Raw genomic sequence first — 16,055 nt, 5'->3', positions numbered from 1 at the left:
CAGGCTGAAACGTTGGAGGCGTTTCCCGGTGTCAGACCGGGAAACGCCTCCAACGTTTTTCAGGGGAGGAGCGATCCGAGGCTGCCGAGTCCCGGACCGGTCAGGCTGCCGAAGGTCGGGTTCTCCGGCTCGGGAGTTGTCGCGGTGATCTCGTAGGTCGTCGCGGAGACCTTGTAGGTCTCGTTCGGCAGGTCGTCGGCGCGGCAGAACTTGAACACCACGTAGCTGGACTGCAGAGGTGCAGACGGTGTGATCGACGCGGTCTTGATCCCGTCCGCAGGGATGTCGGAGAGTGTCGCCGTGCCCGCTTCACCGGTCACCGAAGCTCGTGCATCCGAGAGCTCGGTGTCGGAAGCGACCTTCCGCCACCAATCGTTCGTCACGGTGGCGAGATTCTCGGCGTCGGCCTTCTCCGACGTCGGGTACAGGGTCACGGTGCAGTCTGCGATCAGCTCGGTCTTGTTGGTGACGGACACGTCGAACACGCCGCTGGTGAGCGTGTCGGTGTGCGGGTAGAGCGCTTCGTCGACGTAGATGGTGTCGTACGCGGCGGCGGTTCCGACGCCGATCGTCACCGCCGAGCAAGCAGCGATTCCGGCGACTATGAGCGTGTTTCGAATCCGGTTGGGCATGGAATCTCCGTGTGTCGTGGGGGACTTTGCACGTCGAGTGTGTCCGAACACCCCATAGTCAGTTACTCGGCAGTAGTCGATTCGTCTCAACGACTGATTGACAGCGTCGAATCTGTGCCAGCGGACTTTCGCTCAGAGGATGAGAACCACCAGGATCACTGCCGTTGTGAGTTCCACGACGGCACCGAGCACGTCGCCGCTGACGCCGCCGATTCGGCGGCGGCAGTGTGCCGTGAAGGCGACTGTGAACACGATGGCTGCGGGTACCGCGCAGATCGCGCGGACACTGAGTGGCCACGCCGCGCCGAGAGCCGCCACGGTCCAGACGAACATCGACCATCGTTGAGTCCCGGCGACGAGGGCGCCGAAGCCGTCGGCGTTCGCCGCATCCAGTCCATGACGGCACGCATAGACGACGGCGACTCGGCCGAGGACTACTGCGAAGACGATCTGCGCCCATCCGTGGTCACCGGTCAGGGTCGCGTACGCGACCGCTTGGACTGCGAGGACCACGGCCAGAGTGGCGGCGCCGAACGGGCCGACATCGCCGCTGCGCATCACCTCGCGCACCCTGTCGGGGGCGCCGTAGCAGCCGAGGCCGTCAGCGGTGTCGGCGAGCCCGTCGAGATGCATGCCCCGTGTCGCGAGCGCAAGCACACTCACGACGAGCAGACCGATGACGAGATCGGGCAGTCTGGTGTACGACAGCCCGAAGGCAACAGCCGTGGCCATCGCGCCGAGGAGGGCGCCGACCACTGGGACTGCGGCGATCGCCGCACCACCCGTTCGCCGATCCATCTCGGCCCGCGGCTGGGGCAGTGGTGCGACGGTCAGCCACGTGACCGCCACCTGCAGGGCTGTGGCCGGATTAACCGCCATCGCTGACGCCGGCGTCGGCGAATGTCGCCATGTCGATCAGCACGTCGACAGCCGAAGCGACGATCGGGAGTGCGGTCAGCGCGCCGGTGCCTTCGCCGAGACGCATCGACATGTCGACGATCGGTTCGAGCCCGAGGCTGGCCAGAGCAAACCCGTGGGCCGGTTCGGTCGAGCGGTGACCGGCTCGCCACCAGGCCGATGCGCCGGGCGCGAGCTGTTCAGCGACGAGGGCCGCGGCGGAGGTCACCACACCGTCGATGAGGACCGGCGTCCGACGAAGGGCGGCCTGGGCGTAGAAGCCGGTCATGGCTGCCAGGTCGGGTCCGCCGACAGCGGCGAGCAGTGCCAACGGCTCATTGCGGAATCGGCGGCCGTATCTCATGCCGTCGCGAATGGCGGCGGTCTTGCGGATCCAGGTGGCGTCGTTGATGCCGGTACCGCGTCCAACGACGACAACAGGCTCGCGATCGGCGATGGTGCCGATCAGCACGGCTGCCGGGGTGGTGTTCCCGATGCCCATGTCGCCCGCTATGAGAAGGTCAGCACCGGAGTCGACGAGGCGGTCGGCGATCGCGCGTCCGGCGGCGAGGGACTTCCGCGCCTCGGCGATTGTCATGGCGTCCCCGGTGCGGAGGTCTCCGCTGCCGTTGCGGACCTTGTACGCGCTTGCCGCGGCATCGCCGTCGGGGACGTCTGCCTTCACCGACATGTCGAACACGTGCACTTTCGCACCGGCACGACGCGCGAGGACATTGACTGCTGCACCGCCCGCGGCGATGTTCGCGACCATCTGTGCCGTCACCTCGGGCGGGAAGGCCGACACGCCGTCCTCCGCCACTCCGTGGTCTCCGGCGAACACGGCCACCGCGGGTGAGGTGAGCCGATGCGGCGGACACTGGTCCTGGCACGCGGAGATCCAGACGCCGAGATCCTCGAGCAGCCCGAGCGCGCCCGGGGGCTTGGTGAGGGTCAGGTGACGGGCGCGCGCCGCGTCCGCGACCTCCGGGGAGGGGGGATCGACGGCTGGGAACACTTCGGCGTCGATGCCGTCGGGCATAGCGGCGCCGACGAACGACGTTGACGGGGAGATCGTCTCGGGAAAGGGGGCGACGGGTACGGGGACCAGCGGCGCCTCGACAGCGCTGCGGGGAGTCTCGGCGTCGACCGGCGCGGGCTCTGCCGTCAACGGAACGCTCCGAGCGGGCAACTCGAGGACTCGACCCGCGACGACGAGATGCACGGTCTCGCAGACCTGCGCGACACGGCTGTTCACCGAGCCGATCTCGTCGGCGAACCGGCGACCGACAGGGGTGGGTGCGACGACGGACATCCCGACTTCGGGGCTCACAACGACCACATCCGCTCCGTGGTCGACGATCGCCGAGCACAGATCGTCGACGGCAGCGGTGATGGTGGCGGCCGGATCGTCCCAGGCGTTCGCGGTGTCGAGCAGTGTCGTCACCCAGGAGCCGAGATCGTCGATCAGGACCGGTGATTCGGGATCGAGCCGCATCTCGGCCGCCGGATCGTGAGTCTCGACAGTCAGGAAGTGATCTCCGCGTCGCGCCCGGTGCGCGTCCACGCGGACATCCCACGCTTCATCTACGTCGACCGCGCCGGTCGCCAGGTACCGAGGCCGATTAGCTTCCGCGAGGAGGTTCTCGGCATGCGCGGACTTGCCCGAACGGGTTCCGCCCAGGACGAGATACCGCATGTCAGACCTTGTCGCCGGGCTTGGTCTGCGGCTTCGGTGCACGCATCACTCGGAGCTGCATCGCGCGGGTGAAGGCGTACCAACCGAGGCGGAAGGGCTTCTCCTGCGTGTCCGGGTAGCGTTCGCGGACCCGCTTGTTGACCATGCGGCCGAGGAACATCGAGTCGATCGCCATGAACACGACGAACACGAGGAGCAGCAGGTTCGCGATCACCGCGAGCTTGGGCACCATGATCGCGACGATGAGCAGCACCGCGAACGGCATGAACAGGCCCGCGAAGTTGCGTCGTGCGTCGACGATGTCGCGGACCATCTTGCGGACCGGGCCCTTGTCGCGGGCCATCAGGTACTTCTCGTCACCCGACATCATCTTCTCGCGCTGATCGATGCGCACCTGCTTGCGCTCGGCCGACAGTGCCTTGCGCTCGTCCTTGCTCATCGTCCTCTTGAGCGCCTTCTTGCGCTCACGAGCCTCGGCGCGCGTCGTCGGAGGGGCCGCGACGGGGCCGCGACGCTTCTCGGAGTCGCGTCGTTTCGGCGTCGGACGGCCCTTGCCGGGCGTAGGTCCGGCCTTGGCCGGGGTCTCTGCGGGGGCGGGCGCGGCGGAGGACGACGCCGCGTCGTCTGCGGTGTCGTCGGTGCTCGTCGCAGCGGGCTTCCAGGGCAACTTCACACCGTTGAGACTAGGCGATGACCGGACCGTGTCGACGATCGGGCGTTAGTGTCCGACCTATGACACCGACGACCGTGAACCGGACGACGCTTCGTGTTGTCATCGCGCCGGACGAGTTCGGCGGCACTCTCTCGGCCGTCGATGCTGCCGAGGCGATTGCGCAGGGATGGTCGGTCTCGCGTCCCGGCGATCGCGTGAGGCTCCTCCCGCAGTCGGACGGTGGGCCCGGGTTCATCGCCGTACTGCAGGCAGCGGGTGTGGTCTCGGTCCGATTTCTGCGGGTCCCGGGACCGCTCGGACGGCCGGTCGACGCCGCCGTGGGCCACGGCCCCGACGGGACGGTGTACCTGGAAGCGGCGCAGGCGTGCGGACTCCACCTGCTCGGCCGTGCGCCCGATCCGTCGTCGGCGTGTGCAGCGTCCACGGCGGGAGTCGGGACGATGCTCGCAGCCGCTGTCTCATCGGGCGCGACGAGGATCGTCGTCGGGTTGGGCGGAAGTGCCACGACTGACGGCGGGAAGGGCGCCGTCGACGCACTCGGCGGAATCGACGTCGCTAGAGCTCAACTGAGCGGAATCGACCTGGTTGTGGCCTCGGACGTTGACAATCCGCTGTTGGGAGCCGCCGGTGCGGCGGCCGTGTTCGGTCCGCAGAAGGGCGCGGATCCGACGACGGTGACGTTCCTCGAGACGCGTCTGACTGATTGGGCGGCGACACTCGGCGACGCAGTGGCCGACCTGCCTGGAGCAGGTGCCGCGGGAGGCCTCGGCGCCGCGCTGCTGGCGCTCGGGGGACATCGGAGGTCGGGAGCCGACGTGGTCGCCGAAGCCACGGGCCGCCGCAGGCAGATCGCCGCCGCGGACGTGATCGTCACCGGCGAGGGGCGATACGACGAGCAGACCGCTCGAGGGAAGGTGATCGCCGCACTCGCCGCAGAGGCGAGCGGCACACCGCTGATCGTCCTCGCCGGCCAGGTCCGCGGGACGCCGGACATCGCCGGAGTGACTGCGGTCAGGTCTGTGGCCGCGCACGCGGGATCAGTGGAAAGGGCCCTGCAGCGTCCGCGTGAGACGTTGATGGGGCTGGCCGCCGACGTTGCGAGCACGGTGGACACAATTGAGGGCGTGATGCGGGAATAGGCGCACAGCGAGTACCGTTGAGCCAGTCAGACCGTCAACACACGTGATCGTCGTGTCTGCGGTTCGACGACAGACGTATCCCGGTTCGCTCGTGCAGACGCGGCCGGCGACATGAGGAGCGCCCATGACCGTTCAGAATGAAACCACCGACACAGGTGTCCTGCTCAGCGACAGCGCTGCAGCCAAGGCGAAGGCCCTGCTCGATCAGGAGGGCCGCGACGACCTCGCGCTGCGCATCGCCGTGCAGCCGGGCGGTTGTGCGGGCTTGCGTTACCAGCTGTTCTTCGACGACCGGACGCTCGACGGCGACCTGGTCCAGGACTTCGGCGGCGTGAAGCTGGCCGTCGATCGGATGAGCGCGCCGTACGTTCAGGGTGCGACGATCGATTTCGTCGACAGCATCGAGAAGCAGGGCTTCACGATCGACAACCCGAACGCGACCGGCAGCTGCGCCTGCGGCGACTCGTTCAACTGATCTTTCAGCGCAAGCGAGATGTGGCCGCGACCCCACCCCGGGTCGCGGCCACATTCGTCTGCACTACCGTGAGACAGATGTTCACAGCCGTCTGCGGGTCGCTTGCGACCGATCATCTGATGAAGTTCCCGGGCAAGTTCTCCGACCAGTTGGTCGCCGATCAGCTCGAACACATCTCACTCAGCTTCCTCGTCGAGGATCTCGTCTTGCATCGCGGAGGAGTCGGCGGAAACATCGCGTACGCACTCGGCGTGCTCGGTAACCGACCCCTGTTGGTGGGTGCCGCCGGCGCCGACTTCGACGACTACGAGAACTGGCTTACCGACCACGGCGTCGACTGCCGTGGCGTGCGCCGTTCGACAACCAAGCACACCGCACGATTCATGTGCACCACCGATGAGACGATGGCACAGCTCGCGACGTTCTACGCGGGTGCGATGACAGAGGCGGGCGACATCGACCTGCTCGATGTCGTCGCGGGCGGGGAACGTCCGGACATCGTGCTCATCGGCGCCGACGACCCGGCCGCCATGGTCAGGCACACGAACGCCTGCCGTGAGGCGGGCCTGGCGTTCGCCGCGGATCCGTCTCAGCAGCTCGCCCGACTCGACGGCGACACGGCTCGCGCTCTCATCAATGGTGCGGCCTACCTGTTCACGAATGAGTACGAGTGGGGCCTGCTCAAGCAGAAGACCGGCCTGACCGACGGCGACATCGCCGAGATGGTCGGTGTTCGCGTCACCACGCTCGGTTCCAAGGGCGTCGACATCATCGACACGGACGGCTCATTGACGCACGTCGGCGTCGTTCCGGTGAACGAGCAGGTCGATCCGACAGGCGTCGGCGACGGCTTCCGCGCAGGGTTCCTGACCGGCCTCGGCAAGGACCTCGGTTTTGAGCGCTCCGCACAGCTCGGCGCAATGGTCGCGACCCTCGTCCTGGAGTCGGACTCGACTCAGGGCTGGACGTGGGACGTCGACGCGGCCCACGCCCGCCTGTCAGGTGCCTACGGCCAGGAATCGGCCGACGCCATCCGCGCCGCGCTGGCCTAGTCCGGCCGACGCTTCGACTCGCTTCGCTCGCTCAACGAGCAGTGGATCTTGAGCGAGCTCGCGATGATATTCCTGCTCGTTGAGCGAGCGAAGCGAGTCGAAGCGTCGTGACGGGCAGCTCGACTGTCTGACGGTCTGCTGCTGTCCGATGGTGCCGAGCTTATGTTCGGGTGCGAGACGCTTCGACTCGCCCGCTGGTCGAGACGTGTCGGTCGAGACCGGCTGGTCGAGAAACTACAGACGAACCGGGTAGTCGTGATCCTCGATCTGCGGGTCGATCGTCTTGTCGACGAAGATTCCGTACCAGAGCATGAAGCAGAGGACGGTCCAGACGCGGCGGCTGTTGTCCACCTCGCCGCGACGGTGCTCCTCGAGCATCTGCATCACGAACTTCTTGTCGAAGATGTGGTCGGTGTCGGACGTCGAGATCAGTTCGCGCGCCCAGTCGTACATCTCGGTGCCGGCCAGCCAGTGGCGAAGCGGAACCGGGAAGCCGAGTTTGCGGCGGTGCAGGACGTGCGGGGGCACGATCTGCTCGAGGGCCTTGCGCAGCGCGTACTTGGTGGTGTCGTGGCTGATCTTCTCCTCGAAGGGGAGTTGCTCGGCGATCGCGAACACCTCCTTGTCGAGGAACGGCACGCGCAGTTCGAGGGAATGCGCCATGTTGATCTTGTCGGCCTTGACGAGGATGTCGCCGCGCAGCCATGTGAACAGGTCCAGGTGCTGCATGCGGGTGACGGGGTCCATGCCCTCGCTCATCTTGTAGATGGGCGCGGTCACGTCCTGGTGCATCCAATCCTCACGGAAGGTCCGAAGAACGGCTCGCAGGCGCGCGTCGTCGAAGCTGCGGGCGTTTCCGTAATAGCGCTCCTCAAGGCTGAGCGAACCGCGATGGAGCAGGCTCTTGCCGCGTGTGCCTTCGGGGATGCGATCGGAAACCTTGCCTGCGAGACGACGCAGGCCGGGGGAGAGCTTGTCGAACGACTTGAGCGACAGCGGCTCCTTGTAGATCGTGTAACCGCCGAAGAGTTCGTCGGCGCCCTCGCCCGACAGGACCACCTTCACATGCTTGCGGGCCTCGGCTGCGACGAAGTACAGGGGAACCAGTGCCGGGTCGGCGACCGGGTCGTCGAGGTACCAGATGATCTTCGGGAGAGCGTCGACGAACTCCCGCGGTGAGACGACCTTGACGATGTGGCGCGCGCCGATGGCCTCGGCCGACTCGGCAGCGACGTCCACTTCGGAGTAGCCGTCACGCTCGAAGCCGGTGGTGAAGGTGATGAGGTCGGGGTTGTGCTGGATCGCGAGCGCCGCGATAGCGGTCGAGTCGATGCCGCCGGAGAGGAATGATCCGACGGTGACGTCGGCCCTCATGTGCTTGGCGACGGAGTCGCGCAGCACGTCGGCGATCTCGTCGTAGCGCTTCTGTTCACCACCGGCCGCGAATGGGCGGACGGGGAACTTCGGCACGAAGTAGCGGGTCACCTCGGGTGCGACGCCGGGACGAAGCGTGGCGTAGCAGCCGGATTCGAGGCGAGTGATGTTCCGATGCAGGGACTCGGGCTCGGGAACGTACTGGAGGACGGTGTAGTGCTCGATGGCGCGATCGTCGAGCTCGGAGTCCAGATCGAGGCGCTCGAGGATCTCCAGCAGGCTCTTCTTCTCGCTGCCGAACGCGGTGCCACGGCTGCTCGTGGCAAGGAACAGCGGCTTGATGCCGAACTGGTCGCGGGCGAGGAACAGTTCGCGCTTCTCGGTGTCCCAGACGGCGAAGGCGAACATTCCGCGCAGCTTGCGAACCACGTCGGGACCCCAGTGGTGGAACCCGGCGACGATCGACTCGCCGTCGCCCTCGGTCCGGAACTGCGTCCCGAACTCGTTGGTCAGCTCCTCGCGGATCTCGAGGTAGTTGTAGATCTCCCCGTTGAACACCAGAGCGTACCGCTCGGTGTTCTCCGGCGGTCCCCAGCGCAGCGGCTGGTGAGAGTGCTCGATGTCGATGATCGACAGACGGTTGAAGCCGAGGACGATGTCGTCGTCGTGCCAGGTGCCGGGCTCGTCGGGACCGCGGTGGCGCATGCAATGCGCCGCGGACGCGATCAGGTCGGCGTCCGGCCCCGCGGTGCCGTCGCTGGTGAGCATTCCGAGCAAGCCGCACACGCTGACTGGCCTCTTTTCACATCGATTGCAGGTCTCGGCGAAGAACTGGTCTCCGCGCCGCGTCTACTATGCCGCAGAAGCGCCGCCGGGTGCGACATCCCGCGGGTCTCGTGAGGGAAACGACACTCTTGTCACGGGAGGAATCCGCAGGTCGGCCACCGTGAGTGCAAAACCGCCAACCCCAATCGAGAACAGATGGGCGGGTTGGACTACGCTGCGTAGTTACTAGGTGCAAGAATTGCGTCGAGCAGTGCAACACTCGTGCGCGAAACTTGTAGAACAGCTCCCTGTCAGCAGGAAGGCGTGAAATTGACGAACCGTGGACGGCCGTCTGTGCGACGTGGGGTACCCACGTCGCGCACGATCAAGCGACTCAGTGCCCTCGCGGTCCTGGGTGTCGTCGTGCTGATGACCTCGGGCTGCAGTGCCGAAGAAGCGATGCGCTTCGGATGGCCTGCGGGCGTGACCAGCGAAGCCAAGGACATGGCCGAATTCTGGACGTGGTCGGTCATCGCCGCCCTCGCCATGGGTGTGTTCGTGTGGGCCCTCATCTTCTGGACCATCACATTCCACCGCGCGAAGGCAGTCGACTCCGAGGATCAGGAGATCCCGCGTCAGACGGCCTACAACGTGCCGCTCGAACTGGCGTACACCGCGATCCCGTTCGTGCTGATCGCCGTGATGTTCTACTTCACCGTCGTCGTCCAGAACAAGGTCGAGGCGAAGGAAGACAATCCCGCCGTCGTCGTCGACGTGACCGCGTTCCAGTGGAACTGGAAGTTCGGGTACAACTCGGTCAACGTGAACGGCCGGCAGCTCGTCGACGCCAAGGACTCGAAGAAGGGCTCGGCGTTCGACCTGCAGATCCCGAAGTTCCGCGAGCACGAGGGTGAGAAGGAAGAGATCAAGGGCGCCGCAGGCGGCCGGTCGAACGAGGAGCGCAAGTACCTCGCCTTCGATCAGATCGAGACCCTTGGTTCGTCGTCGGAGATCCCGATCCTGGTCCTGCCGACCGACACCCGCATCCAGTTCGATCTCGCGGCGGCCGACGTCGTCCACTCGTTCTGGGTTCCGGAGTTCCTCTTCAAGCGCGACGTCATGCCGTTCCCGGAGCAGAACCACACGGATTCGTCGTTCCAGATCAGCGGTATCGATCGTGAAGGCGCCTTCGTCGGACGCTGCGCGGAGATGTGCGGCACCTACCACGCGATGATGAACTTCGAGGTTCGGGCCGTGAGTCCCGAGGTGTTCGCTCGCTACATCGAATTCCGCAAGGCCAACCCGGAGGCTCCGAACTCGGAGGCACTGCAGGCGGTCTGCCAGCAGCCGCGTTCGGTGACGACGGTTCCGTTCGACACGCGCCGCGTCTCGAATGGCACGACTCCGTCGGATCTCGGCGATGCGAACAACACCGCACTGGCCGGATGCACTCCGGCCGAGGGAGGTAAGAACTGATGAAGATCGAAGCACGCCTCTTCGAGGTCCTCGCAGTCTTCTTCATTCTGATGGGCGTCATCTACGCCGTCTGCACCTACTACTACCGGACGGGCGTCGAATGGACCGGCGTCACGTGCATGTTCTTCGCGGGTGGTCTGGCTCTGATCGCGGGAACGTACTTCCGGTTCGTTGCTCGTCGTGTTGAGATCCGCCCTGAGGACTACGACGACGCCGAGATCGAAGACGGCGCCGGCGAGCTGGGCTTCTTCAGCCCGCACAGCTACTGGCCCATCGCAATCGCCGCAGGCGCCTCGCTCTTCGCGATCGGGTTCGCGACCGGCAACTTCTGGTTCTCGATCACCATGGTGGCCGTGATCCTCGCTGCTGTCGCAGGCCTCGTGTTCGAGTACCACGTCGGACCTGAGAAGCACTGACGCACACAGCATCTGACAAAGCCGCACCCGGATACCGGGTGCGGCTTTGTCATACCCACGAACTGGCCGACGATGATCGGTCGGCGCTGTTCTCATTCTTGGACGAAGCGTTCGAACACGACTTCGAGGCCTCCGACTTCGACCATGCTCTCGGTGGCGTCCACGTCATCGCGGAGGACGCCGACGGTGTTGTCGGTCACGCGGCGGTTGTCCAGCGTCAGCTGGTCGCAGGAGACGACGTGTATCGCGTCGGCTATGTAGAAGCCGTTGCCGTGGCCTCCCGCATGCGTCGCCGGGGGATCGGCGAGGCGCTGATGTCGCGGATCGACGAGATAGTCCGCAGTGCGTACGACCTCGGGGCGCTGGGGGCGTCGGACGACGGAATGCCGCTCTATCTCCGACGCGGCTGGGAGCCGTGGACAGGTCCACTGGGCGCCCTGACACCGAACGGTGTGACGATGACACCGGACGACGAGGGAGGGGTCCTCATCCTCCGGACTCCGTCCACAGTCTCCATTGACACGAGCGCACGCCTCCTCTGCGACTGGCGCGCCGGCGACGTCTGGTAACGCGGCAGTTCTCGTCCCCGCTCCTCGCCCCGACAGAGAGCGGGGACGAGAAGTGCCGCGATCACAACAGACCGGCGGCGTCCAAGTACGGGCGAACACGCGCAGCGACTTGTCGACGTTTCGCGACAGTCCAGTCCCAGCGGACGATCTCGAAGCCCATCCGGCGTAGCGCGTTCTCGCGGTCCTTCTCCCGCAGGACCGCATCAGCAACCTCTTCGCCCGGGCGGAGGTTCGCCAGGTACTTGCCTTGGCCGTCGAACTCGCCGATGACCAGCAGATCCCAGTCGAAGTCGCTGAAGTAGGTGCGGCCTTCGACGGTGATCTCGGACTGCAGGCTGGGAACTGGCAAGCGTGCCTCGATCATCTGAGCCCGGCTCCACGATTCGCCGGGGTTCGCGGCCAATCCGTTCGCGTACCGCAGCGCAACACGCGCTCGGACTATGCCTCGTCGGCGGCCCGACTCGAGGCGGTCCTGGAGTTCAGCACGGTCGACTCCGATTCGCAGCGCAGAATCGAACACGGCGAGGGCACCTGCGAAATCGGAGGTCAGCGCTACGTCCACAGCGCTGCGTGCCGGACTGGTGACCAGGAAGCCGTCCAGGGAGATGACATCATTCTCGTCAAGGCTGGTGTGGATGTGCCGCGTGGCGCGGCGTTTCCCGTTGGCTGAGGTTTGTACTGACACGTGGACACGGCTCATGTCCGGTTCCAGCATCGCCAGGCCGAGGACGGCAGCAGCGGACTGGTGACTGAGGACGGCCCCGGCGTCGGCTTCGGAGAGGCAGCGTCGTTTATAGACCTCTTGTTCGAGGCGCCACTTCTCGACGGGCAGACTGCATCTGGGTATGTACAAACCCCGGCAGGCGACGAGGAGTTCTCCTCTCCGGACCGCCTGTCGGATGTCCGCGTCTGTACGGCCTGCGTCGAGCGCCTCGGACCGTCTGACCACGCCGTTACCATCTGTCGTCCACATGCGCTGTATCCAAGCGCGAAGTCCGCGATCCGACCAGGGCGGTATCCACAGGCTTGTACCCGCGGCACTTCTCGTTCGCGCTCCTCGCCCCGACGAAGTGCGGGAACGAGAAGTGCCGCGGGAAGGCGGTGGGGGAGGGGAGCGGATACGAGAGAGGCCGCCTCGCGGATGCGAGGCGGCCTCTCTCGATGAAGCGATGGAGCGTCAGGCGAGCGGGTTTCCGCCCTTTTCCTGAAGTTCCTGGAGCGCCTTCTTCTCGGCGTCGTGGTTCTCGTGAGCGATACGACGGTTGGTCGCCTGCTCCTCGAGAGAGTCCGGGACGAGGACGGTACCGGTGCCGGGGGCGCCGGCCGAGCCGAGCTTGTTCATGCGCTTCGGCAGCGCCGCACCCTCGTAGGGCAGCGGGATCGGGTGGCCGTGATCGTCCACCGGGCCCAGCGGCTGGTGCATCTCGATGTACTCGCCCTTCGGCTCGCGACGGATGATGCCCGTCTCGATGCCGTGGGAGAGAACGTCGCGGTCGCTGCGCTGCAGAGACAGTGCCCAACGGTAGGTGATGAAGTACACCAGCGGCGGCAGGACGATCAGGCCGATTCGACCCATCCACGTCGTCGCGTTCAGCGAGATGTGGAACTTCAGGGCGATGATGTCGTTCATGCACATCAGCGTGAGGATGATGTAGAACGTCAGGGCCATCGCGCCGGCGGCGGTGCGAACCGGGGTGTCACGGGGACGCTGCAGCAGGTTGTGGTGTGCAGTGTCGCCGGTGAGGGCCTTCTCGATCCACGGGTAACCGAAGAGCAGACCGAACAGCACGCCGATCACCAGGACCACCCAGAAGATGGCGGGGATCGTGTAGTTGCCCAGGTAGAGCTCCCAGGCAGGCATCAGTCGAGCGAAACCGTCCGTCCACATCATGTAGATGTCCGGCTGCGAACCCGCCGACACCTGCGCCGGGTTGTACGGTCCGATGTTCCAGACCGGGTTGATCTGGAAGATGCCGGCCATGACGGCGAGGACACCGAACACGATCGCGAAGAACGCGCCGCCCTTGGCAGCGAACACCGGGAGGATGCGAACGCCGACGACGTTCTTCTCGGTGCGGCCGGGGCCGGGGAACTGCGTGTGCTTCTGGTACCAGACGAGTGCGAGGTGAGCGCCGATCAGGGCCAGGATGATGGCCGGGAACAGCAGCACGTGCAGCACGTACAGGCGCGGGATGATGATGTCGCCGGGGAAGTCGCCACCGAACAGAGCCCAGTGGACCCAGGTGCCGATCAACGGAATGCCCAGGACGATGCCCGACATGGCGGCTCGGACACCCGTGCCCGACAGCAGATCGTCGGGGAGCGAGTAACCGAAGAAGCCCTCGAACATCGCCAGCAGCAGCAGGAAGCAGCCGATGACCCAGTTCGCCTCACGCGGGCGACGGAACGCGCCGGTGAAGAAGATGCGCATCATGTGCAGGATGATCGACGCAGCGAACAGCAGAGCCGCCCAGTGGTGGATCTGGCGGACGAACAGACCGCCGCGGACCTCGAACGAGAGGTCGAGCGTGGTCTCGTACGCACGGCTCATCGTGACGCCGTTGAGCGGCTGATATGCGCCTTCGTACGTGACGTGCGCCATCGACGGATCGAAGAAGAACGTCAGGTACACGCCCGACAGCAGCAGGATGATGAAGCTGTAGAGCGAGACCTCGCCCAGCATGAACGACCAATGCGTGGGGAAGACCTTGTTGATCTGGCGGCGCATGCCCGCAGCCAGGTGGTACCTCGAGTCGACCTCTTCTGCCTGCGTGGCGAGGCGATCGGCGATCGTCATGACTTACGCTCCCAGAATGCCGGTCCGACAGGCTCGATGAAGTCGCCGCCGTTGATAGCGGTGTTGGCGACCAAGTAGCCCTGGTTGTTGACAGTGATAGGCAGCTGAGCGAGAGCGCGGGCGGCGGGACCGAAGACCGGCTTTCCGTACTCGAGCGCGTTGAACTGCGACTGGTGGCACGGGCACAGGATGCGCTGCGTCTGCTGCTCGTACAGCGAGGTGGGGCAACCGAGGTGGCTGCACACCTTTGTGTACGCGTAGTAGTCGCCGAAGTTGAAGCTCTCCTGGCCACGGCGCTTGACGACCCGCTTGTTGTCCTCGGGACGGAGGCGGATCAGCATCACGGGGTTGCGGACGGCACGGAGGCCTTCGAGCAGCTTGTGACGCGAATGCTCGGTGTCGCCGTAGCCGTCCGAGACGCGCCACGGGAAGACCGTTTCCATGGCGCCTGCGTCGAGATCCTCCGGGCGCACCAGGACGACCTGGTACGGGTTGCCGGTGTCGCGACGCAGGAAGACGGTCTCGCCCGGCTTCTCGCTGTGGTTGGTCGACCAGCCCGAGTGCCAGAGATCGGCGTCTTCGCGCTTGGCCCAGGGGTTCTTGATGAAACCGCCCAGAGCTGCGACGCCCGCCGACACACCGATCGCTCCGACGCCGAACACGGCGGAGCCGATGATCATCTTGCGGCGGGGGAGTGTGCTGGTCTGCAGGGTGTCGCTGAGTTCAGCGACGATCGTCTGCTTGTCGACCTCGCTCGAGCCGCCGTCGTGGCGGTCCTGCACCGAGATCTCCTGCGGGATGAAGCGCTTGGAGATCTGGATGACGCCGAAACCGAACGCCAGGATCGCGCCGCCGAAGGTGACGCCGAGCAACGGGGTGTAGAACGTGTAGGCCCAGTAGCCCTCTTCTTCCGGCATGGTGAATTCCCACCGGTTCCAGATGAAGAGAACCATTCCCGCAAGGGCGAGCAGCCCGGCGAGGGTGAACCAGATGGCGACAGTCGCCTCGGCGCGCTTCTCGGCGCGGGTGCCCGGTTCAGGGAACCGCTCGGTGCGGTGGATGATCTCCACACCGTCGAGGTTCGTGCCGAGACGAACCTTGTCCTCGGTGGACATCGCCGCGAGTTCCTCAGCGGTCGGGAGGTCCTTGTTCGACTCGCTCAATTTCGTGATCCAATCCACATGGCGCCTGCGACGATGGCAGCTGCGCCGACGACCCACATGGTCAGACCCTCAGAGGCCGGGCCGAATCCGCCCAGGCCGAGTCCGCCGCTCGGGTTGGCCGTGTCCGCGTAGCGGATGTAGCCGATGATGTCTTCCTTGTCTTCGACCGACAGCTGCCGGTTGGAGAACTTCGGCATGTTCTGCGGGCCGGTGAGCATCGCCGTGTACAGCTGCTGCGGGTTCACATCGGTCAGCGGGGGAGCGAACTTGCCGCCCGACAGAGCGCCGCCACGACCGGTGAAGTTGTGGCAGGAGGCGCAGTTGAGGCGGAAGAGCTCGGAGCCGCGACCGAGGTCGGTGCCACGGAGCTGATCCATCTTGAGCTCCGGGAAGCCGTTCTCGTCGCGCTTGACGTTGCCGTTCTCGTCCAGAACGTATGCGGCGCGGGGACCGCCGCCCATCGCCTGAATGTAGGCACCGAGCTGATCGATCTGAGCCTCGGTGAACTTGGCGGGCTTGCGCTGTGCCTGAGCCTCACCGCGAGCGGCGGGCATACGGCCGGTCGAGACCTGGAAGTACACGGCGGCGTCGCCGACACCCATGAGCGAGGGACCGCGGTCCGGCACGCCTTCGAGGTTGGTGCCGTGGCAGGTGATGCACGACGTCGAGTACAGCTGCTTGCCGGCATTGATCATGGCGACCTGCTTGTCTTCAGCGGTCGCGATCTGCGGCTTCGGGCTGATGAGCCCGGCGATCAAGCCGGTGGCGACGAGGCCGAGGAAGAGGAAGAGGGTACCGGCGGCGCGTCGACGCAGCTTGCGGCGCGCCTTGGCGCGCGCTCCTGACGTTTCGTCGCTCGAATCCGGCGAACTCGGTGGAGATGATCTCATCGGTGACTCTCTACTAAGCGGTTGGACTGGTTTCTGGTGAA

Annotated in this window: 15 protein-coding genes; 6 read left to right on the top strand and 9 right to left on the bottom strand. The window is 65.7% G+C overall.

Going from position 1 to position 16,055, the window contains the following annotated elements:
• Positions 1-59 precede the first annotated feature (59 nt).
• The 4 genes from JVX90_RS10530 to JVX90_RS10515 all read right to left on the bottom strand — a co-directional run bounded on the left by JVX90_RS10530 (position 60) and on the right by JVX90_RS10515 (position 3,898).
• The gene (locus tag JVX90_RS10530; RefSeq protein ID WP_205328743.1) at positions 60-632 is read right to left on the bottom strand and encodes a hypothetical protein; all 573 of its coding nucleotides are present in this window, start codon (positions 630-632) and stop codon (positions 60-62) included.
• A 132-nt stretch (positions 633-764) separates the two neighbouring features.
• Entirely contained in the window at positions 765-1,511 is a 747-nt protein-coding gene (locus JVX90_RS10525; protein ID WP_205328742.1) for an adenosylcobinamide-GDP ribazoletransferase, read from the bottom strand.
• Positions 1,501-3,225 carry a nicotinate-nucleotide--dimethylbenzimidazole phosphoribosyltransferase gene (gene cobT, locus JVX90_RS10520; protein WP_205328741.1) on the bottom strand — a complete coding sequence of 575 codons (1,725 nt, stop codon included), beginning with the start codon at positions 3,223-3,225 and terminating at the stop codon, positions 1,501-1,503. Before cobT ends, JVX90_RS10525 begins: the two co-directional genes overlap by 11 nt.
• 1 nt (position 3,226) lies before the next feature.
• Positions 3,227-3,898, bottom strand: coding sequence for a DUF3043 domain-containing protein (locus JVX90_RS10515; protein WP_205328740.1), 672 nt, complete (start codon positions 3,896-3,898; stop codon positions 3,227-3,229).
• A gap of 59 nt (positions 3,899-3,957) precedes the next feature.
• Between JVX90_RS10515 and JVX90_RS10510 the strand changes: the two genes are divergently transcribed.
• The 3 genes from JVX90_RS10510 to JVX90_RS10500 all read left to right on the top strand — a co-directional run bounded on the left by JVX90_RS10510 (position 3,958) and on the right by JVX90_RS10500 (position 6,564).
• On the top strand, positions 3,958-5,037 hold the full coding sequence (locus JVX90_RS10510) for a glycerate kinase (RefSeq protein WP_205328739.1): 1,080 nt from the start codon (positions 3,958-3,960) through the stop codon (positions 5,035-5,037).
• Between the two features lie 124 nt (positions 5,038-5,161).
• On the top strand, positions 5,162-5,512 hold the full coding sequence (locus JVX90_RS10505) for an iron-sulfur cluster assembly accessory protein (protein ID WP_205328738.1): 351 nt from the start codon (positions 5,162-5,164) through the stop codon (positions 5,510-5,512).
• Positions 5,513-5,589: 77 nt separating this feature from the next.
• A complete protein-coding gene (locus JVX90_RS10500) occupies positions 5,590-6,564 on the top strand; it encodes a carbohydrate kinase family protein (protein WP_205328737.1) in 975 nt (324 codons plus the stop codon).
• Positions 6,565-6,798: 234 nt separating this feature from the next.
• Here the strand turns inward: JVX90_RS10500 and asnB are convergent, their stop codons facing one another.
• On the bottom strand, positions 6,799-8,724 hold the full coding sequence (gene asnB, locus JVX90_RS10495) for an asparagine synthase (glutamine-hydrolyzing) (RefSeq protein ID WP_205328736.1): 1,926 nt from the start codon (positions 8,722-8,724) through the stop codon (positions 6,799-6,801).
• A gap of 303 nt (positions 8,725-9,027) precedes the next feature.
• On the opposite strand from asnB, the gene JVX90_RS10490 reads away from it, so the two are divergent.
• The 3 genes from JVX90_RS10490 to JVX90_RS10480 are packed head-to-tail and all read left to right on the top strand — an operon-like array spanning position 9,028 to position 11,164.
• Positions 9,028-10,179, top strand: a complete 1,152-nt coding sequence (locus JVX90_RS10490) for a cytochrome c oxidase subunit II (RefSeq protein WP_205328735.1) — start codon at positions 9,028-9,030, stop codon at positions 10,177-10,179.
• On the top strand, positions 10,179-10,595 hold the full coding sequence (locus tag JVX90_RS10485) for a cytochrome c oxidase subunit 4 (RefSeq protein WP_008376808.1): 417 nt from the start codon (positions 10,179-10,181) through the stop codon (positions 10,593-10,595). The genes JVX90_RS10490 and JVX90_RS10485 overlap by 1 nt, the downstream gene beginning before the upstream one ends.
• 38 nt (positions 10,596-10,633) lie before the next feature.
• The gene (locus tag JVX90_RS10480) at positions 10,634-11,164 is read left to right on the top strand and encodes a GNAT family N-acetyltransferase (protein WP_205328734.1); all 531 of its coding nucleotides are present in this window, start codon (positions 10,634-10,636) and stop codon (positions 11,162-11,164) included.
• Positions 11,165-11,225: 61 nt separating this feature from the next.
• On the opposite strand, the gene JVX90_RS10475 is transcribed toward JVX90_RS10480, so the two are convergent.
• The 4 genes from JVX90_RS10475 to JVX90_RS10460 form a co-directional block, all read right to left on the bottom strand.
• Entirely contained in the window at positions 11,226-12,137 is a 912-nt protein-coding gene (locus JVX90_RS10475; RefSeq protein ID WP_205328733.1) for a type IV toxin-antitoxin system AbiEi family antitoxin domain-containing protein, read from the bottom strand.
• Between the two features lie 204 nt (positions 12,138-12,341).
• Positions 12,342-13,961 (bottom strand): cytochrome bc complex cytochrome b subunit, encoded by a 1,620-nt coding sequence (locus JVX90_RS10470; protein ID WP_205328732.1) that lies wholly within the window; start codon positions 13,959-13,961, stop codon positions 12,342-12,344.
• Positions 13,958-15,124: a ubiquinol-cytochrome c reductase iron-sulfur subunit gene (locus tag JVX90_RS10465; protein WP_205328731.1), complete on the bottom strand. Its 1,167-nt coding sequence runs from the start codon at positions 15,122-15,124 to the stop codon at positions 13,958-13,960. The genes JVX90_RS10470 and JVX90_RS10465 overlap by 4 nt, the downstream gene beginning before the upstream one ends.
• Complete coding sequence (locus JVX90_RS10460) at positions 15,121-16,014, bottom strand: cytochrome c (protein WP_205328730.1); 894 nt, start codon at positions 16,012-16,014, stop codon at positions 15,121-15,123. The genes JVX90_RS10465 and JVX90_RS10460 overlap by 4 nt, the downstream gene beginning before the upstream one ends.
• Positions 16,015-16,055: the final 41 nt, after the last annotated feature.

The sequence above is a fragment of the Gordonia sp. PDNC005 genome (assembly GCF_016919385.1).
Taxonomy (GTDB): Bacteria; Actinomycetota; Actinomycetes; order Mycobacteriales; family Mycobacteriaceae; genus Gordonia.
Note: the sequence above shows the minus strand (reverse complement) of the source record. Positions and strands in the feature narration are given on the sequence as shown.